General features: G+C 57.8%; 17 protein-coding genes. 1 reads left to right on the top strand and 16 read right to left on the bottom strand.

The features are described 5' to 3' along the window. Positions 1–108 precede the first annotated feature (108 nt). The 15 genes from ACQUQP_RS08375 to acnA form a co-directional block, all read right to left on the bottom strand. Entirely contained in the window at positions 109–1185 is a 1077-nt protein-coding gene (locus ACQUQP_RS08375) for a protein-glutamate methylesterase/protein-glutamine glutaminase (protein ID WP_432698343.1), read from the bottom strand. A gap of 11 nt (positions 1186–1196) precedes the next feature. Further along, positions 1197–1772 carry a chemotaxis protein CheD gene (locus ACQUQP_RS08370; RefSeq protein ID WP_432698342.1) on the bottom strand — a complete coding sequence of 192 codons (576 nt, stop codon included), beginning with the start codon at positions 1770–1772 and terminating at the stop codon, positions 1197–1199. Between the two features lie 8 nt (positions 1773–1780). Beyond that, a complete protein-coding gene (locus ACQUQP_RS08365; protein WP_432698341.1) occupies positions 1781–2578 on the bottom strand; it encodes a CheR family methyltransferase in 798 nt (265 codons plus the stop codon). 45 nt (positions 2579–2623) lie between these two features. Beyond that, the gene (locus ACQUQP_RS08360) at positions 2624–3160 is read right to left on the bottom strand and encodes a chemotaxis protein CheW (protein WP_432698340.1); all 537 of its coding nucleotides are present in this window, start codon (positions 3158–3160) and stop codon (positions 2624–2626) included. Between the two features lie 11 nt (positions 3161–3171). After that, positions 3172–5130 (bottom strand): HAMP domain-containing methyl-accepting chemotaxis protein, encoded by a 1959-nt coding sequence (locus ACQUQP_RS08355; protein WP_432698339.1) that lies wholly within the window; start codon positions 5128–5130, stop codon positions 3172–3174. Positions 5131–5222: 92 nt separating this feature from the next. After that, positions 5223–5753 (bottom strand): chemotaxis protein CheW, encoded by a 531-nt coding sequence (locus ACQUQP_RS08350; protein ID WP_432698338.1) that lies wholly within the window; start codon positions 5751–5753, stop codon positions 5223–5225. Between the two features lie 32 nt (positions 5754–5785). Continuing rightward, positions 5786–7939: a chemotaxis protein CheA gene (locus ACQUQP_RS08345; protein ID WP_432698337.1), complete on the bottom strand. Its 2154-nt coding sequence runs from the start codon at positions 7937–7939 to the stop codon at positions 5786–5788. Continuing rightward, on the bottom strand, positions 7932–8261 hold the full coding sequence (locus ACQUQP_RS08340; RefSeq protein WP_432698336.1) for an STAS domain-containing protein: 330 nt from the start codon (positions 8259–8261) through the stop codon (positions 7932–7934). Before ACQUQP_RS08340 ends, ACQUQP_RS08345 begins: the two co-directional genes overlap by 8 nt. A gap of 24 nt (positions 8262–8285) precedes the next feature. Beyond that, positions 8286–8651 carry a response regulator gene (locus ACQUQP_RS08335; protein WP_432698335.1) on the bottom strand — a complete coding sequence of 122 codons (366 nt, stop codon included), beginning with the start codon at positions 8649–8651 and terminating at the stop codon, positions 8286–8288. 36 nt (positions 8652–8687) lie between these two features. Continuing rightward, positions 8688–9851: a methyl-accepting chemotaxis protein gene (locus ACQUQP_RS08330; RefSeq protein ID WP_432698334.1), complete on the bottom strand. Its 1164-nt coding sequence runs from the start codon at positions 9849–9851 to the stop codon at positions 8688–8690. Positions 9852–10031: 180 nt separating this feature from the next. Next, on the bottom strand, positions 10032–11453 hold the full coding sequence (locus ACQUQP_RS08325) for an SLC13 family permease (protein WP_432698333.1): 1422 nt from the start codon (positions 11451–11453) through the stop codon (positions 10032–10034). Positions 11454–11498: 45 nt separating this feature from the next. Further along, a complete protein-coding gene (locus ACQUQP_RS08320; protein WP_432698332.1) occupies positions 11499–12374 on the bottom strand; it encodes an alpha/beta fold hydrolase in 876 nt (291 codons plus the stop codon). Between the two features lie 49 nt (positions 12375–12423). Further along, the gene (locus tag ACQUQP_RS08315) at positions 12424–13011 is read right to left on the bottom strand and encodes a histidine phosphatase family protein (RefSeq protein ID WP_432698331.1); all 588 of its coding nucleotides are present in this window, start codon (positions 13009–13011) and stop codon (positions 12424–12426) included. A 75-nt stretch (positions 13012–13086) separates the two neighbouring features. Further along, positions 13087–13521: a VOC family protein gene (locus tag ACQUQP_RS08310; RefSeq protein WP_432698330.1), complete on the bottom strand. Its 435-nt coding sequence runs from the start codon at positions 13519–13521 to the stop codon at positions 13087–13089. A 30-nt stretch (positions 13522–13551) separates the two neighbouring features. Further along, positions 13552–16227, bottom strand: coding sequence for an aconitate hydratase AcnA (gene acnA, locus ACQUQP_RS08305; RefSeq protein ID WP_432698329.1), 2676 nt, complete (start codon positions 16225–16227; stop codon positions 13552–13554). A gap of 498 nt (positions 16228–16725) precedes the next feature. Between acnA and ACQUQP_RS08300 the strand changes: the two genes are divergently transcribed. Beyond that, complete coding sequence (locus ACQUQP_RS08300) at positions 16726–18384, top strand: diguanylate cyclase (RefSeq protein WP_432698328.1); 1659 nt, start codon at positions 16726–16728, stop codon at positions 18382–18384. Between the two features lie 230 nt (positions 18385–18614). Here ACQUQP_RS08300 and nirD read toward each other — a convergent pair whose 3' ends face one another. Further along, positions 18615–19001: a nitrite reductase small subunit NirD gene (nirD, locus tag ACQUQP_RS08295; protein WP_432698327.1), complete on the bottom strand. Its 387-nt coding sequence runs from the start codon at positions 18999–19001 to the stop codon at positions 18615–18617. Between the last annotated feature and the right edge of the window lie 10 nt (positions 19002–19011).

Below are 19011 nucleotides of genomic sequence, written 5' to 3'. Positions count from 1 at the left end.
CCTCGGGGTTCGGCCTTTTCCATGGTTTATATCCTCAATACCGTCCAAGGCTATGAACGAGAACCTAAGACGATGACGCCCGGATAACAGGTTATTTGAGAAACCTGACTAGCCGCCTCTGTATCCCATAATCACCCTGGGTATGTCGCTCAGGTTTACTTCCTGATCGACCGCACCGAGCTTGTATGCCTCTTTCGGCATGCCGTAAACGACGCAGCTCGCCTCATTCTGCCCCAGGGTTCTGGCACCGGTGCGATGCAGCTCCAACATGCCGCGCGCGCCGTCATCGCCCATCCCGGTCATGATAATACCGAGCGCATTTTTTCCGGCCGCCGACGCTACCGAGCGGAACAGCACATCGACAGAGGGGCGGTGACGACTGACAAGCGGACCATCTTTCACTTCAACCCGGTACTGTGCGCCACTGCGCCGGAGCAGCATATGCTTGCCACCGGGCGCGATCAGCACCTGGCCCTCGATCACGCGGTCGTTATTTTCCGCTTCCTTGACGTGCACCTTGCACAGGCTGTCGAGACGCTGTGCAAAGGCCCGGGTAAACTGAGCCGGCATATGCTGGACCACAACAATCCCCGGTGCACTGGAAGGCAATTGCGTCAGCACCGACTCCAGCGCCTGGGTGCCGCCGGTGGAGGTCCCGATTGCGACGATGCGGTCAGTGGTTTCGATCACCTTGCCGCTGGACGGCGGCAGCACCGTATCGGCACTGAGCTTTTGTTGCACCACACCGGGGGCAGCACGTCCATTCCCCCTGCCCACCCGGGACATGCGCGCAGCAGCGGCTCCGCGAACAGCCCCAAGCAGCATGGTTTTCGACTCTTCCAGGAAGCCTTTCAAACCCGCCTTGGGCTTGGTAATGATATCGACCGCGCCTGCCGCCATCGCCTGCATGGTCACCTCGGCACCTTTTTCCGTCAGCGTCGAGCAGATCACCACCGCCGTTGGATGTTCGGCCATCAGTTTCTTCAGGAAAGTGATCCCATCCATGCGCGGCATCTCGATATCCAGCACGATCACGTCCGGCCACTCTTTTTCCATCTTCTTCATGGCGAAAATGGGGTCAGAGGCCGCACCGATCACCTCGATATCGGCTGCGGTCGACAGCAGCGACACCAGCACCTGGCGCACCACGGCGGAGTCATCGACGATGAGCACTTTAATCGGCATGTTGGCGCCCATCAGAGGAAAGTGACATTGTTCTCATCTCCCAATCGTTCCTGTTCGTGAATCGCCTTATCCAGATAATGGCGCTCCCGACTGATAACCTGATGCGCATTTTCCTGGCCGAGCAGTTTAACGAAGACACTGAAATCAGCGCCTTGAAAGTGGATCTGGCGGCCACGCGCACCGCCCAGATCCGACGCGACGACCGGAATCTTTTCGTTTTGAAGGTAGGACGTAATAAAGCGGGCATTTACATCACCGATGGCAAATACGCCGCCCGACAAGCTCGATAGCACGTTGGCGCCCCCGAAAACCTTCGCTTTCAGCTGAGACCTGATGGCCCCCATGGCCAGCATATCGTTGATCAGCAGCTCCATGGCGTTGATACCATAGCGCCCGCTTTGGCTTTCAAACGAAAACGCAGCACCGGTGTAACTCTTGGCCGCCAACAGAAAGTGGTTCATCCCAAAAACCCCGTTGACCGGGTCGTACAGGCAGGCGGAAACGCACGATCCCAGCAGCGTGGATAGCGTAATGGCGGGGTCCGATGAGACGTGCAGGTCACCGGGATGTAGGGTGATGCGTTTCACGTACGGGGTTAACTCTTTTTCTGATACACCGAGGGCCTGATCATGCGGATATCCGGGTTTATGCCGTGCAGTGTTTCGGAGTGGCTGGTAATGATATAGCCACCGGGACGAAGCGCTTTCAAAACGCTGGCAACGACATTCACCTTCGTCGGCTGATCAAAGTAGATCATAACATTGCGGATGAAGATAAAGTCGAACGTGCCGATCGACGGCAATCTGTCAGTCAGGTTGATCTGGCGAAACTCGATCCCCTCGCGCAGGCGCCGGTCCAGCGTGAAGCAGCCTTCATAGCGGCCCACGCCCTTCAGGCAAAAATGCTTCAGGTAATACTCCGGGATTGAGCTGTTGCCGTCTTCTGGGTAGATGCCACGCTGCGCACGTTCAAGAATGCGGGTGCTGATATCCGACCCAAGCACCTGCCAGCGCCCGGAACCAAGCACGTCCTGCAGGATCATCGCCAAGGTATACACCTCTTCACCGGATGAGGAGGCGGCACACCAGATCCGGCAACGGTCAAAACCTTCCTCTCGCAGGGTGTTGGCTAGAAAACGGAAATGCTCCGCTTCGCGGAAAAAGTGGGTTTCGTTGGTGGTCAGGTGATCGATCATCACCTGCAGCTCTTCCGGTGCTTCGCCGGAGGTCACCAGGCGAAAATACTGGGAGTAGCGGTCAAAGCCAAAATGATTCAGTCGACGCTCCAAACGCGTCGACAGCATCACCTTTTTCTTGTCCGTCAGATGGATGCCCGCACGATCCTGTAACAGCTTGGCGAACTTTCTGAATTCATCGTCTGTTATCGGGTGCATCGACATCCGTCAATGTAAGTAAGAGAGGATCGAAGCGGCAGAGGATTAAGCATCCTGCGCCTCCACCGCTTCGGCATGTCCTGCCTGGCTTTGCGAGAGCTCGTCTGTATTAAGCACTCGCGGCAGGTTCAACATGATGATGAATTCATCGTCCACACGGGCCATGCGGTCGATAAATTCACGGCGAATACCGGCGCCAAACTCGGGTGCCGACTGGATATTCTCTGCGTTGATCTCGACGATCTCATTGACCTCGTTGGCCAGCATGCCGAGGATTTGAGTCTCGCTTTCGATCTCCAGCTCAACGACCAGAATGATCGTCCGGCGGTCGGTCTGCAGCGGCTTGTTTTGCAGGCGGTGAGCCAGATCCACCACCGGCGCTACATTACCGCGCAGGTTCATCACCCCTCTGACCGACGCATGTGCCTTGGGCACACGCGTCATCATGGTCACTTCGATGATCTCCTTAACGTCGAGAATATCGATGGCGTAACGGTTGTTGAGGACACGGAAGGTCAGGTACTGACCCTGTGCGTCATTCCCCCGGGACGCCTCGCTATCCATGACTTCTGCTTCTTCCATAACCTGAGTTCTCAGTAGCGTTTGAAGTCACTGTCGTTAAAGTCATCGTTGTGCTGTTTGGCAACCTTTTTCTCCGCCGCCTTGTAGGCGTTGGAGCGACCGGCATCCGCCGCTGCGGCTTTGCGCTTCTGCCCGCGCTCAGCCTGCAACTGGAAGAAGGCTACCGCATCCAACAGTGCCTCTGCCTGGCTGCTCAGCTCTTCCGCCGTTGCGGCCAGCTCCTCAGAGGAGGAAGCATTCTGCTGAGTCACGCTATCGAGCTGGGACATGGCACCGTTGATCTGATCGATACCGGATGCCTGTTCCACGGACGCTGCCGTGATCTCCTGCACCAGATCCGCTGTTTTGGAGATACTCGGCACCATCGCCTCGAGCAGGCGCCCGGCATCTTCAGCGATCGATACGCTGTTGGTGGCCAGCTCGTTGATCTCCTGGGCAGTAACCCGGCTGTTTTCTGCCAGCTTGCGCACTTCTGCAGCAACCACGGTGAAGCCTTTACCATGCTCACCGGCACGAGCGGCCTCGATGGCGGCGTTCAGCGAGAGCAGGTTGGTCTTGTAGGCGATATCTTCGATCAGGCTGATCTTGTTGGCGATCTCTTTCATCGCCGACACGGTGCGTTTGACCGCTTCACCGCCCTTTTGCGCCTCGGTAGCCGCTTCGGTGGCCATCTGGTCGGTGACACGGGCGTTCTCGGTATTCTGCTGCACAGACGCGTGCAGCTGCTCCACCGAAGAGGTGGTCTCTTCCACACTGGCCGCCTGTTCGGTAGCCGCCTGGCTGATGGTCTGGGCAGAAGCGTTCAGCTCATTGGACGCGCTGGCAAGGCCATCGGCGCCACTGCGCACCTGCTGAATAGTCGATGTCAGCTGCTCGACCATGTGCATCATCGCCTTGTAGACACCGGTCGCGCTTTCGCGGTTGGTGAATTCAACCTGCAGATCCCCTTCAGCGATACGGTTGGCGATCGCTTCCATTTCACGCGGCTCTCCACCCAGCGGCTTCTTGACGATGCGCACCAGAATCCAGGACAGGCCAATCGCAACCAGGATGGACGCCAGGGAGACCCAGATTACAACACTGATGGTTCTCTCATTGTCTGCTTCGACGCGCGGGCCCAGTTCATCCTGATCCCGCTGAACAGACAGTTTGACCTCTTCGGTGGCATCCGCGATCACAGGTCCAATGCGATCCATCTCTTCTACCGCCGCATCACGGCTATGAATCGCGTCACTGATATCATCCAGCCCCTGGGCGTAGGTCTCCATACCGGCGCTGAACTCACGCAGCATGGCGCGACGCTCCGGGTTATCCAGCGCACGATCCAGGCGCTTCACCGCATCGTCCAGATTAACGTCGAGCTCGTGATGAGCACGTTTCAGATCATCTTCGTTATCTGAGGAGAGGTATTTCACCACATACAGGCGGGCCAGTAGCAGGGACTCCTGGGCACGGCCAGCCAGGTAGGTGGCTTGCGTATCGCCCGCTGCATTGACGGATTCGATGAGGTTGGTCATCTGCTGGCGCATGCTCAGCCCGACCTTGTTGAGTATGTCATCAAGAATCTCGTTGCGGCGTGTTATATGCTTGACCGCTTCCTCAAACGCCTGCTCGTAGCTGGAAAGCTCACTGTCTACCAGACGAACTTTCTCGGCACGCTCAGGCTTCTGGATCTCTACCAGCGCCTCATCTGTCAGTTCGCGCAGCAGTGCAAAGCGCTCTTCAAACCGCTCGATATCTTCCTCGTTGTTGGTGACGAGATAATCCTTGGCCATCAAGCGGACCGTCAGCATATTGGCTTGCACACGACCGGCCAGGTTGGTGTCCCTCGCCAGACCACGGTATTCACGAAAACCTTCCACCGCACTGGTCAGGCCGAAGTACGCCGTAATGGATACGATCAGCAGTAACACGATCACTGCGGCGTAACCGAGGCTGATCTGAGCACTGAGCTTAAGATTCTTGAACATTGTTCTGCCCTGCTTCCTTGAAACGTTTAATTTCTAAGATCCGATAAACGCTGACTGACAATCCTGACTGCCTGGTTGGCATCGCAGGGCACTCAATCTGCTTCCAATTCATTTTCTGCTAGCTTTCCCGCCTGAGAGACCTCGTGTTCCGTCAACACCTGATCCGGGTTCAGCAGGACGATGAAACTTTCTCCAACCTGAGCCATGGCCCGGATAAAACCGGTATCCGCCGCATCGCCCAGTTCAGGGGGTGGTTTGATGTCATCCGGCTGAACGCCGACTATCTCCCTGACCTCATCCACCATCAGCCCCAAAATCTGTTGGCCCTGGTCAGAAAAGACACTGACCAGCACCACACAGCTGCGCTTGGACAGTTCGCTGGGCTGACCACTGAGTTTGGCGCCCAGATCAATGACCGGCACCACGCCGCCGCGCAGGTTGATGACCCCCCGGATAAACACAGGCGCCTTCGGCACATGGGTCATCTGGGTAACTTCGATAATCTCTTTCACGCAGATTATCTCGACGGCGAACAACTCCTGTCCCGACATAAAGGTGAGAAACTGTCCGTTCTCCGCCTGCCCACTCGGTGAGGACGAGGCTGTGTTTTTTCCTGTTGTCACGTTTGACTCCGTCAACGCTCTGCCTCCGTGGCTCAGTGAACGACCATCTGCGCCATTGCGGTCTGAATCAGACCCTGCACATCCAGGATCAGCGCCACTTCACCGCTACCCAGCACCGTTGAACCGCTGATGCCTTTAAAGCCCTGGAATATCTTGCCCAGTGGCTTGATCACGGTCTGCAGCTCGCCAAACAGCTCGTCGACAACGAAGCCCGCCTTGTTATTGCCGATCCTGACCACCACCAGGCTCTCGCGGCTGGCGCGGTCATCACTGGCGGGAATGTTGAGAAAGTCAGCCAGACGCAGGTAGGGCAGCACCTCGCCGCGCAGGTTAACGTAGCGGCGCTGCTCATCGACCTCCCACTCGCCGCTATCCATCTCGACGCACTCTTCCACCATCGACAGCGGTATCACGTAGCGCTCATTCTGAGCACCAACCATGAAACCATCGATGATCGCCAGGGTAAGCGGCAGGTGAATGGTGACGGTGGTACCTTCGCCCAGCTCGGTGTCGATATCGATCAGGCCGCGCAGCTCTTCGATGTTGCGCCGTACCACGTCCATCCCGACACCGCGCCCGGAGAGGTTGTTTGCCTTCTCCTTGGTACTGAGCCCGGGGGCGAAAATCAGCTGATAGATCTCCTTATCGGAGAGCACCTGGTCCGGCTTGATCATGCCGATCGCTTCCGCCTTGGCGCGAATCTTCTCCTTGTCGAGCCCGGCACCGTCATCCTTGATCTGGATGACGATATGGCCGGAGTCGTGATAGGCGTTCAGCGCCATGGAGCCCTTGGCGGGTTTACCTTTGCTCAGGCGCTCCTTCGGGCTTTCGATGCCGTGATCGAGCGCGTTTCGCACCAGGTGAGTGAGCGGATCGTTGATCTTTTCGACCACGGTCTTGTCCAGCTCTGTTTCCCCGCCGCTGATCACCAGTTCGATATCTTTTTCCAGGTCTTTGCTGACATCACGTACCAGACGACGGAAACGGGAGAAGGTCTCGCCGATCTGCACCATGCGCAGCTGCAGGGCGTTATCGCGGATCTCTTCAATCAGGTGCTCGGCGGACGCCAGCACTTCGTTCATGTCGTGAAGGTTATGCTTTTCCGCCATCAATTTGACGGCCGCATTGGAGATAACAAGCTCACCCACCAGGTTGATCAAGCGACCCAGCTTGTCCGAATTGACCCGAATCAGCCGCGATTCCTGAACCGCCTTCTGCCGCTCCTGCGCCTGCCGGCCCAGTGCCTTGTTGACTACGGCCTCACTGACCGCCTTGCGCTCCACCAGGATCTCTCCGACAGGGGGAGTAACGGCCTCGGCTTCAGCCTCCTGAACGCTATCTTTGGCGATCTGCTCATGCAGACTTTCACTGAGCTCGTGCTTTGTGATCGCACCGACTTCCAGCAGCATCTCGCCCAGGCGGCGCGTGTGATCCTCCGGCAGCTCATCGACCATCTCGAGAAAGTGTTTTTCGATATCGTCAGGCGGCAGAATTCGAATGTCACAGTCATCCTCTGCAAACTCGAAAACCGCAGCGATATCGTTCTTGGATACATCCCCTCTAAACACTATATCGAAGCCGAGATAGCAGCTTTCAGGGTCAGCCTCATCCGCAGGCGGCAGCCGATCATCGTGCACCACCAGATCAACCACCTCGCCCATGTTGCCGAGGTAATTGATAAAGGAGATCGGATCAATACCGTTACGAAAAGCGTTTTCCTTGAACGCCAGCGAAACCAGCCAGTTTTCGCTGCCAGGCTCGGCTTCGGCCTCCGCTTGCGGCTGTGCAGCTTCATCCCTGACCGGAGCCTGGGACTCGCCGGTCAGGCGCTGCAAAATGTCAGCCCCTACCTGCTCGGTGTCACTTTCAAGGCCACCGGCGGTGACTTCCGCAACCAGGCGGGCGGTATGGTCCTTACACTCCAGCAACAGGGCGGACAGCTCGGCATCGACCTCACGCGCACCACTGCGCACCAGATCCATCACGGTTTCCACCGGGTGGGTAAAGCTGACGATGGGATCAAAGCCGAAAATGCCGGCCGCGCCCTTGATGGTGTGCATCGCCCGGAACACGCTGTTGATCAGCTCGTCATTGCCGGGATCGCTCTCAAGCGCCAGCAGCGCATCTTCCATCTGAACGAGAAGCTCATCCGCTTCCTGAATAAATGTCTGCGTTGCATCATCCATTACGCGGTTCCTCATTCGCAGACTGAGACAGGCTGAAACGGTCCGTCAGCCGGAGCAAAGAGAGCACACGCGATGTGGTTTCGCTGAGGTTGGCGAGTTCCAGCCTGGTATGCTGGCGCTCAGCCTCGGCATTCAGGGTCAGTAACAGCTGGACGCCGGCGCCATCGAGCTCCGGCACATTCGACATATCCAGCACCAGATGGCGAAACTCACGTATCCAGGGAAGCAGTTTTTCCTTGTGAAGCAACGCCGTGTAGATGGTCATTTCATCGTCGACCGCCACATAGCCGGCGTTGTCATTCGTTGTCAGTTCGAGGCTCACCGCACGTTCCTTGTCAGGGGCTGCTTACATGATCAGTTTGGACACGGCATCCAGCATCTGTGGGGGTTGGAAGGGTTTGACGACCCAGGCTTTTGCGCCTGCCGCTTTACCTTCAGCCATTTTGTCCTTGCCGGCCTCGGTGGTCAGCATGATCACGGGCGTGAATTTGTAGCGCGGATTTTGCTTGAGCTCTTTTACAAAGGTGATGCCATCCATGTTCGGCATGTTCACATCACTGATAATCAGGTGAATCTTGTCACCGGTCAGTTTCGAAAGCGCGTCGCGCCCGTCACAGGCTTCAATGACATCATAACCTGCACCTCGAAGTGCGATGCCGACAACCTGTCTGATAGAGGCTGAGTCGTCTACGACCATGATGGTTTTATTCATACAATCCGGGGCCCGCTTCTCGTTTAATACTCAGATTCAGAAAAAACTCACCGAACCGCTCTCTGCGGTATCGTCCTGTGCCGATTGAGCAGCGCTATCATGCTTTCGATGCTGCTCCACGGTGGTGTAATTGGATTTCATCTTGGCGAGTAACGCTTCGATATCGATAGCTGACGGTTGGCCGCCCGCCTCAAATGTACTTTTACGCTCAGATACAATCGCACCGACCTCTTCCATGCTGGATGAGACCTGCTCGAGAATCTGGCTCACCCGGTCCTGGAACTGAAGCTCGACCAACACCTGTTCAACTTCCAGTCGCACCTCGTTATTGAGCTCGATCAGGCGCTCACCATCGGCGACGAGAGCGGCAGCGCGTTCCTCAAGATGCGCGACAACCTCATTGATGAACGACTCACCCTCATCGATGGTTTTATCTTCCTGCTCACGCGTTGTTGAGGAGTAATGGATGATCTCGCTCATGGAGCCTTTCACAAGGTTGAGCTTCTCGGAGATTTTTTCACCGGTACCGCGCGACTGATCCGACAACGTACGCACCTCGTCGGCAACCACAGCGAAACCACGTCCGGCATCACCTGCCCGCGCCGCTTCGATCGCCGCGTTGAGCGCCAGCATATTGGTCTGCTCTGCGATTTTCCCCACTGACGAGGCCATCTCATCCAGGTCTGTGGCCAGTGAATCCAGATGTTCGATCTTGTCGAACAGCTTGTCGGTCACCGCGTCATAGGATTTCAGCTTTTCAAACAGGTTTGTCAGTCGGGCCTTGTCATCATCGACTGAGGCTCTGCCGGCTTCGTCGATACTGCTGTCTTGACGGGTGGACTCGATCAGGCTGACCAGCTCACCAAAGCGCTGGGAGAGGCCGTTCACATTCTCATTGCCCAGCTCCCGGCAGGTATCGATATGCCTATTCCAGACCGGCACCACACGCGCCCATAACTGGTGCATCTCGGACAGGGTGCTTTCGGCCCGCGCCATCGTTGCGCCATCGTTCTTGAGCGAGGCTTGCAGAGCGGCGACCTGCTCGTCCGATTGTTTGAGTATTCTGAAAAGCAGAGCGGACAGACCGAGGGACAGGATGATCAGAACCGCCGAGATGAGGTAGACGGAAGTGGCCGAGCTACCAACAGCTATCACGCCGATAGCCGCCAACACACCCAGAGCGAGCGGCAAAGCACTCATTACCAACACGGTCCTGCGCATCAATGATATCTCCGTATGAAATCCCACTCATTAGGGGTGGTTAATACTATGTCAAAAAACAAATTCAGAACCAACAAGTTCGGCCAGGAATGTCACATTAAAAATACAGTTTTTGATCTTCGTCCCTATCTGTGACGAATGTACTGTTAACCCTGCTTATCAAAACCTGCCGATGAGCACCCACCAGAGGTAATCCAGCGGCATCAGAACCAGCAGCGTGATCAGCGTCAGCGGGACAGTAATCTTCAACAGATGGGACAGCGGTTCCTTGGCCAGTTGCATGCTGACCAGCAAAGGTCCCGACTGGTAGGGAAAGAGTATCGTCGAGTAACCCAGCACCTGGGTCATCAGCACGGTTTCCACACTCCAGCCGGTCTGTGCGGCAAGGTCACTGGCCATCGGTGTGAGCACCGCCGGGACACCGGCGATAGTGACGCCCAGGGCCGTCACCACCGACAACAGGCTCAACGAGACGAAGTTGATAAAATCTGCGCCCTGCTGCAGCGGCAACCAAAGCTCAAGCTGCCCGGCAAGTGTGCTGCCCAGCCCGGAGCCTGCCACCAGGCGCCCTATACCCAGCACCCCGACGATAAACAGCAGCAGTGTGATATCCATCCCGCTGGAGAAGCGCTGGCCGTCAACCAGCCCCACCCGTGGCAGCAGCAGAAAACAGGCCGCCGCCAGTCCCACCCAGGCGGGGCTGATACCGTGCAGCGCATCGGTCATCCAGAACCCCAGGGTGATCAACAACACCAGGCCCAGCTTGATCTGGTCGGCGTTGTATTCCTGCACCGGCGCGCTGCCCGGCAGATCGGTACTGCTCTTGATGCCCGGCTTATCGGGGAACAAACGCAGTATCATCAGTGCAATCAGCACCACTTTGAGGGCACCGAGCACCGGGAAATGCAGCAGCAGGTAATCGGTATAACTGAAGTGCAGACCGTAAATGGTTTCCGCCGCGCCGATCATCACCATATTGGGGATGTTCGCCGGCAGAACCGCAAAGGTCGGAATATGACAGCCGAACGCCACCGCCAGGATAATGCCGGTACGCCCCTTGGACCCCGGCTCAAAGCCACAGCGATCGGCCAGCGCCAGACCGATCGGGATCATCATCAGGGCGCGCCCCATGGAGGATGGCATCAAAAAGCCAAGTAGCGTGCCGACCAGCATCAGGCCCCAGATCAGGCTGGCGTAGCTATGCTCCAGGTGTCGCCCCAGCAAAGCCGCGAGGCGATCCCCCAGACCTGTCGACTTGATCGCCATGCCGATCACCATACCGGAAATAATCAGCCAGAAAGCGGCTGAGTAGAAGCCGGAAAAGATCTCCTCGGGCGGCGCCACATCCAGCAGCACGGCGGATAGAAAGAACAGCAACGCGGTCATGTAGCCGGGCAGCGCGCCGGTAACCAGCAGGCCCAGCGTCAGGATGACAATCGCCAGTACCTGACTTTGCTGCGCACTGATTCCACCTGGCACCGCCATCAGCACCCAGGCTGATAACAGCACCAGTGACAGCATGAAGAGGTTTGCGGGTTGGCGCACCCAGTTACCGGGACGGAATCCTTTCGCGCTGTTCATGTCACTCCTTAACCGGCGGAATGGGTAGCACCGGCAGCGGGCAGATTAGGGTCGAAAAAATGCTTTCAGGGCGCTGATAACGGCATCCGGTGCTTCTTCAGGCAGGAAGTGGCCACAGGCTAATACCGATCCGCTCAGGTCATCGGCATAGTCTCGCCAGATATCCAACAGATCGTAACGGCGATGAATGAATCCCTGATTACCCCAGAGTACCAGCAAAGGCGACTCGATTCTGCGACTCCGGTCTGCCCGGTCATGCTCCAGATCGATACTCGCCGCGGCGCGATAATCCTCACAACTGGCATGGATGGCGTCGGCGGTGCCGAAACAGCGGCTGTACTCGGCAACGGCCCTCGGTGAGAACGTCGCCCCGGGGCCGGACCAGCGCTTAAGCTTCTCACCAAGGTAATAATCCGGGTCCAGCCCGATCATATGCTCCGGCAGTCCATCGGGCTGAATCAGGAAAAACCAGTGGTAGTAACCGGTGGCAAAGGCCTGATCGGTGTGATCGAACATGTGCAGGGTTGGCGCTATATCCATGACACAGATGCGCTCGACACGCCCGGGATGATCCAGCGCCAGGCGATGCGCCACGCGGCCACCGCGATCATGGCCCGCCACAGCAAAGCGCTGGTATCCGAGCTGCGCCATCAGCTCCACCATATCCTGCGCCATGGCACGCTTGGAATAGTTGGCATGATCCGGCTCACCGGGCGGTTTACTGCTATCGCCGTAGCCGCGCAGGTCGGGACAGATGACATGAAAGTCTGAGCTCAGCGCCGGCGCTACCGCGTGCCAGATCATATGGGTCTGCGGGTAGCCGTGCAGCAGCAGGAGCGGCAGCCCGCTGCCACCATGCACGCAGTGAATCTCGGCACCTTTTGTGGTGATGCGTTCTTCGGTGAAGATATGGCTGTCCATCGTTTGCCCCGGCCCTCTGCAACCTATTCGTCTGTTACTCTAGCCCAGCTCAGCGGGTTTCGAGCCTGCCGGCGACCTGCAATTCATCCCCGCGGGTATCAAGCAGCACCAGTTCTCCTGAACTCGGATAAACACCGGTTAACGCCGTGATATTGACCTGATGGGTCACCAGCACAACTGGTTGTGCAAGGGACTGATCGCGAATCCAGTCTTTCAGCGCCCGGGTTTGTCCGTCTGCACGACCAGGGTTGCGAAAAAACGAATTCAGAACCGGTAAGGCCTGTACCTGCCCGAGACCGAGCAGTTCAGCCGTATCCATGCATCGGCACCATTGACTGGAATACACCTGTGCCGAGTCGATACCGGCATCACGCATCAAGGCGCCGATGTCGCGAGACTGCTGACGTCCGGTTTCATTAAGATTCCTCTGAGTGGTGCAATCATCGACGCTGAAGTGCGCCGGGTCCCCGGTGCCGGGAGCGAGCGCATGGCGCAGCAACACAACGTGCCCACCCTGCTTCAGCGTTTTCCAAAAGGCGGTATTGTCCTCCGCCTGAGCAGTCGGGGATCCACTCAGCCCCGCCAGCAGAAGCAGCGCAAAGAACAGCGCTGCCATCACCGCTTTGAAGTCGATCACTCGGGTAAGCATTGTTCTGCCCTGTCTGGTTGGGTTACATCCTTTACGCAAAGGTCCAGCAACCGGTTTGGCAGGTCAGTCGATCACCAGAGAGCCATCCTCGTTGAATTGCCAGAACTCGGCCCAGGCCACCTCCCAGAGGTAGCCATCGGGATCGGCAAAATAACCGCTGTACCCGCCCCAGAACACATCCTGCGCGGGCTTGATAATCTCGCCGCCGGCCTGTTCAGCGCGCTTGAGAATGGCGTCTACTTGCGCTTTCTCGCGGGTGTTGTGGGCCAGGGTGATACCGGGAAAGCCGCGATCCTTGCCCACCAGGCGCGGCGACACATCCTCGGCGAGTTTTTCGCGGGGATAGAGCGCCAGCCGGGTACCAGCGGTGCTGAAAAAGACAATATCCTCGCCGTCGGTGCGATGGGCGGGAAAGCCCAGGCCCTCGGCGTAGAAACGGTAGGAACGCTCGAGGTCATCGACCCCGAGCGTAATAAGGCTGATACGGGGTTCCATCATTTACCTCCTTGAACCCCGCACCGGGCGGGGTCAGGCTGATTCGCTGAGGCGGTCCAGCACAAAGTTAAGTACACCGCCCGCCTGGAAGTATTTCACCTCGACCAGGGTATCCAGCCGGGATTGCAGTTCTATCTCCCGGGTTTTGCCATCGCCGTAATGGATCACCGCTTTGAACGTCTGCTTGGGTTTCAGCTCGCCATCGAGCCCCAGAATATCGATCTGCTCATCGCCGGTGAGCCCCAGCGATTTGCGATCTTCGCCCTCACTGAACTGCAGCGGCAGCACACCCATGCCCACCAGGTTGGAGCGGTGGATACGCTCGAAGCTCTCGACGATTACCGCCTTTACACCCAGCAGCAGCGTGCCCTTGGCCGCCCAGTCGCGGCTGGAACCGGTACCGTATTCCTTGCCGCCGATCACTACGCTGGGGGTGTTCTCCGCCTGGTACTCCATCGCCACGTCATAGATGAATTTCGCTTCACTTTCCCCGCGCTTGCGGGTATAGCCGCCCTCGATCTGCGGCACCATCTCGTTACGGATACGGATATTGCCGAAGGTACCCCGCATCATGATCTCGTGGTTACCGCGACGGGAGCCGTAGGAGTTGAAGTCTTTCTCCTCAACCCCCTTGTCACGCAGGAACTGCGCCGCCGGGCTGTCCTTGGGAATGGCACCGGCCGGGGAGATATGGTCGGTGGTGACGGAATCGCCCAGCATCGCCAGGATCGCAGCGCCCTTGATATCACCGACCTTGCCGGCATATTCAGGCTCGAAGAACGGCGGTTCCTGAATGTAGGTGGATTGCGGCGGGAAGTCGTAGGTGGCACCGACCCTGGTATCGATAGCGCGCCAGTTTTCGTCCCCCTCGAACACGGAGTCATACTCGCGGCGGAACATCTCGTTATCGATGGTCTGCACCAGTTCGTCGATCTCGGCGTTGGTCGGCCAGATATCCTTCAGGTACACAGGCTCGCCGTCTGCCCCTGTTCCCAGCGGCTCGCTGGACAGGTCAATCCGCGTGGTACCGGCGATACCGTAAGCCACCACCAGGGGCGGTGACGCCAGCCAGTTGGCCCGTACCAGCGGATGAATGCGCCCCTCGAAGTTGCGGTTACCGGAGAGCACCGAGGAGACAATCAGGTCGTTATCACGGATCGTCTGCTCCACTTCATCCGGCAAAGGACCTGAGTTACCGATGCAGGTGGTACAGCCGTAGCCGACCAGGTTAAAGCCGAGCGCATCCAGATCCTTCTGCACACCGGACTGGGTCAGGTATTCGGTGACCACACGGGAGCCCGGTGCCAGAGAGGTTTTCACCCAGGGTTTCACGCTCAGCCCCTTCGCCACCGCCTTGCGCGCCACCAAACCGGCACCCAGCATCACCGCCGGGTTGGAGGTGTTGGTGCAGGAGGTGATCGCCGCGATCACCACATCGCCGTGGTGCATCGGCTCATCGGAGCCCTTCAACTCTGCGCCGGTATCGATCTGATCTTTCTTGCCGGCCAGCTCGATAAAGGAATCGATAGACTCCTTCAGGTTCTTCACCGGCACCCGATCCTGCGGGCGTTTAGGTCCGGCCAGGTTGGGCTCAACGCTGGAGATATCCAGCGACAGCGTGGCGGCAAAATCCGGTGTCTGGTAGTGCTCGTCACGCCACATACCCTGGGCTTTGCAGTACGCCTCCACCAGCGCCAGCTGCTGCTCGTCACGCCCGCTCAGACGCAGATAATTGATGGTCTGTGCATCGATCGGGAAGAAACCGCAGGTGGCGCCATACTCCGGCGCCATGTTGGCGATGGTGGCACGATCCGCAATCGGCAGGTGCGCCAGGCCCTCGCCATAGAATTCAACAAACTTGCCGACCACGCCGTGCTCACGCAGCATCTGCACCACTCGCAGCACCAGGTCGGTGGCAGTAATCCCCTCCTGCAGCTCGCCGGTCAGCTCGAAACCGACCACATCGGGAATCAGCATGGAGATCGGCTGTCCCAGCATCGCCGCTTCCGCCTCGATACCGCCGACACCCCAGCCCAGCACGCCGAGTGCGTTGATCATGGTCGTGTGGCTGTCGGTGCCGACCAGAGTATCGGGATAGGCCAGCGGTTCTCCCTCCTCGCTCTCGGTCCAGACCGACTTGGCCAGATACTCCAGGTTCACCTGGTGACAGATACCGGTACCCGGCGGTACCACGCTAAAGTTGTTGAACGCACCCTGACCCCATTTCAGAAACTGGTAGCGCTCCAGGTTGCGGCCCATCTCGATCGCCACATTGTCCTTGAACGCAGAAGCGTCGCCGAACTTGTCGATGGTCACCGAGTGGTCGATCACCAGGTCCACCGGCGACAGCGGGTTGATCTTCTGCGGGTCGGCGCCGCGCTTGACCAGCGCGTTGCGCATGGCGGCCAGGTCGACCACGCCGGGGACACCGGTAAAATCCTGCATCAGAACCCGGGCCGGATGGTAGGAAAACTCATGCTCCGCGGCCTTGCCCGCGCTGCCGGCCAGCGCCAGGATATCGTCCCGTGTGCAGGTTTCTCCATCTTCATGCCGCAGCAGGTTCTCGAGCAGAACCTTGACGGAAACCGGCAGACGCGCTGCCTCACTCAGCTTACCCATTTCGCCGGCGTTCAGCGCAAAATAGCTGTAAGTCTGACCGTTAACTTCCAGGGTACTCCGGGTTTTGAACGAATCGTTCGATCGCAACATCGACTATCTCCTTGACCATAATCAGCATCTATTACCCCTGCCTGGGCCGGGTAAGTACATGAAGCTTCGAGGGACTTGAGGTTTCTGGATACAGCGCAGCGCGAAGAGTCGGATAAGTGTTGTTATTGTCACACTTCGGCGTCTGTCCTCTCGGACAAGCCGCTCAACTGTACAGTTCAAAGTAGACCATTAGGGTCGGTTATTCAGGTTTCAAGAGGGTAACAACAGCGTTGCAGAAGAGGTGAAAGCCAGCCGGACAAACCCGCATAGGCTGCGGCCGCACCCCGGCACCCCCTTACTTACGCAGGCCCGGAGCCCAGCTGAATCCCGTTCATCTGGCCCTCGTGGGTATCCTGGGATAGGATGAGCGCTCAATAGCCCCCTGAGCGGCGGCGTCGCCAAAATGCAGCAACAAAGATTTCGTGCAGGGCACAACGCAGCATGGACGGCGAGTTTTAACCAGAACTGCCAGATTAAGACGCTGCCCGGGAAAGTCATTTGCGAATCTTTATAAACCGCAAGATCCTCTTCATCTCGCTAACCTCGCTACTGTTGATAGCCGACACCCTGTTCGTGTTGATCAATTACCGTAGCGATCGCAGCAATCTGGAAGCGATGCTGGCCCAGGAGGGGCAGGAGCTGCACAACGCCTACCAGGTCGCTTACTCCATGACGCTCACCAACATGCAGCAACTGGCCACCTTCGTTGCCGGCGATCCCCGTATCCAGCGGACCTTTGCCGAAGCGACGCAAGCAGTCGAAGCGGAAGGCGGTGGTGCCGGGGGCCAAAGAACGGCTGAACTGCGGCAAAAACTGTATGAGATTATCGGCCCCGGCTGGCAGCGAATGACCCGGGAATACCAGGTCCGTCAGCTACATTTCCATCTTGCTCCCGGTTCAACCAGCTTCCTGCGCGTCCACAAGCCGGAAAAATTCGGCGACAACATGGACAACCTGCGCCACATGGTTGTTGATGTAAACAGCGACCAACAACCGCGTTCGGGGCTGGAGCTCGGCCGGGTCTATTCCGGCATTCGCAGTATTGTGCCCGTCTATGATCTGGCCGATAGCCCCCGGCATATCGGCGCACTGGAGGTTGGCACATCCTTCAGCCTGATGATCCGCTCACTGACCGAATCGATCGGCGCCGATGTTGCCGTGCTACTGGCCGAGCAGAGAGTTGAAGACGCCACCTGGAATCGCCCCAAAGAGGCAATGACCACCGACTGCGGCTGTTTTATTGAAGCCTCCTCCTCCGCTGAGCTGATTGATCTGCTGAAGGCTGAGGGCTACCGGAGCCCGGAGCTTGCCATCTCTTCACCGGATCAAAATCAGCTGATCTCCATTGGCGACAAACACTACGCGATCACAGAGTTCCCGCTCCAGGATTATGTCGGCCTGCGCGATGGCAGCGAGAAACCGGTGGGGCGGATCATTATCTGGCGCCCTGCCGATAACGAAATCACCGGGCTGCGCCAGGATACCCTGAAAAACATTATCTACTCGATTGTCGGTTTCCTGCTGATTGAGCTGCTGCTTTACCTCGGCATCCGGATCACGCTGAGACACCAGGAGGCGGAGGTAGACCGGCGCACCCGTGAGGTCAGACTGTTAAACACAAAACTGGAAGAGATCGCCCACCAGGACTACCTCACCGGCGTTCACTCAAGACGTTATTTCATCGAGCGTTTGACAAAGGAGTGCAGCCGCGCGGATCGGGAGAAGACAGCTGTATCGCTGTTGATGATCGACGTGGATTATTTCAAACGCATCAACGATACCTGGGGACACCCCGCCGGTGACGAAGTACTGGCATCGCTGGGTACACTGCTTCAGGAAAGCTGCCGTAACTACGACCTGGTCGGGCGCTATGGCGGCGAGGAGTTCTGCATGATGATGCCCGGGATGCAGGCGGAGGATGCGGTGAAAAGAGCTGAAAAACTACGCCTGAAGGTCAGCGAAACCATCAGGGTGCCCGGCGATAACGCCCCCCACCCCACCGTTAGCATCGGCGTTTCTACCCATATCCAGGGGCAGGATCATAAAAAGCTGATAGCGGCTGCCGATGAGGCTCTCTACGAAGCCAAGGGCCAGGGACGCAACCGGGTGATCCTTGCGGACAGCACAGATCCGCTAGCCAAGACCCGCTCCTGCTGACTGATTACCCCTGGCACTAAAACAAACCAATTGGAAACGCACACCTGCGATCAATGCACCGTACAGACCAGTTTGTCGGAGTGCTGATCGCAGGTTTCACGGCTAGACCGACGGCGCCGGAGCTCCAGGTTGACTGGCCTTAATTCGCCGGCAGACGCAACCTGATTCAACTAAAGCAGCGCTATATCAGGTTATCACCGGTGACAGGGATGATCTTAAAGCCAGCGTGCTTAAGCACTCTCCCGCAAAAGCCGGTGATTAACCGCCCGCGGATCAACCAGCAACTGACCGTCTTCCAGCCGGGTATTCCAGGTATCCAGCACCACCTCCGGGTTATCCAGGCACTCACCCGTTTCCAGGCAGTAGCGCTCCTTGTACAGCGGCGATGCGAGGAACAATCGTTCGTCGGTGCTGCCCACCAGACCACGGGAGAGCACGTTGGCGCGCCCTACCGGATCAAAGTTATCGATGGCGTAGACCCGTTCCCGGTCCGGGAAATAGAACAGGGCGACCTGGCGGCCGTTTATCAGGGCACAGACGCCGGATTCGGCGATCAGGTCATCAACAGTGCAGACCGGGATGCCACTCGTTTCAAAAGAGTTAGGTTCTACAGACATGCTTCTCTCC

Origin of the sequence: Marinobacterium sp. YM272, from assembly GCF_050908845.1 — a bacterium.
Classification (GTDB): domain Bacteria; phylum Pseudomonadota; class Gammaproteobacteria; order Pseudomonadales; family Balneatricaceae; genus Marinobacterium_D.
Note: the sequence above shows the minus strand (reverse complement) of the source record. Positions and strands in the feature narration are given on the sequence as shown.

Coding starts and splice junctions, on each gene's coding strand:
- ACQUQP_RS08375 (WP_432698343.1), bottom strand. CDS start 1,185: ATGCCGATTAAAGTGCTCATCGTCGATGACTCCGCCGTGGTGCGCCAG.
- ACQUQP_RS08365 (WP_432698341.1), bottom strand. CDS start 2,578: ATGCACCCGATAACAGACGATGAATTCAGAAAGTTCGCCAAGCTGTTA.
- ACQUQP_RS08360 (WP_432698340.1), bottom strand. CDS start 3,160: ATGGAAGAAGCAGAAGTCATGGATAGCGAGGCGTCCCGGGGGAATGAC.
- ACQUQP_RS08355 (WP_432698339.1), bottom strand. CDS start 5,130: ATGTTCAAGAATCTTAAGCTCAGTGCTCAGATCAGCCTCGGTTACGCC.
- ACQUQP_RS08345 (WP_432698337.1), bottom strand. CDS start 7,939: ATGGATGATGCAACGCAGACATTTATTCAGGAAGCGGATGAGCTTCTC.
- ACQUQP_RS08335 (WP_432698335.1), bottom strand. CDS start 8,651: ATGAATAAAACCATCATGGTCGTAGACGACTCAGCCTCTATCAGACAG.
- ACQUQP_RS08330 (WP_432698334.1), bottom strand. CDS start 9,851: ATGAGTGCTTTGCCGCTCGCTCTGGGTGTGTTGGCGGCTATCGGCGTG.
- ACQUQP_RS08325 (WP_432698333.1), bottom strand. CDS start 11,453: ATGAACAGCGCGAAAGGATTCCGTCCCGGTAACTGGGTGCGCCAACCC.
- ACQUQP_RS08320 (WP_432698332.1), bottom strand. CDS start 12,374: ATGGACAGCCATATCTTCACCGAAGAACGCATCACCACAAAAGGTGCC.
- ACQUQP_RS08310 (WP_432698330.1), bottom strand. CDS start 13,521: ATGATGGAACCCCGTATCAGCCTTATTACGCTCGGGGTCGATGACCTC.
- acnA (WP_432698329.1), bottom strand. CDS start 16,227: ATGTTGCGATCGAACGATTCGTTCAAAACCCGGAGTACCCTGGAAGTT.
- nirD (WP_432698327.1), bottom strand. CDS start 19,001: ATGTCTGTAGAACCTAACTCTTTTGAAACGAGTGGCATCCCGGTCTGC.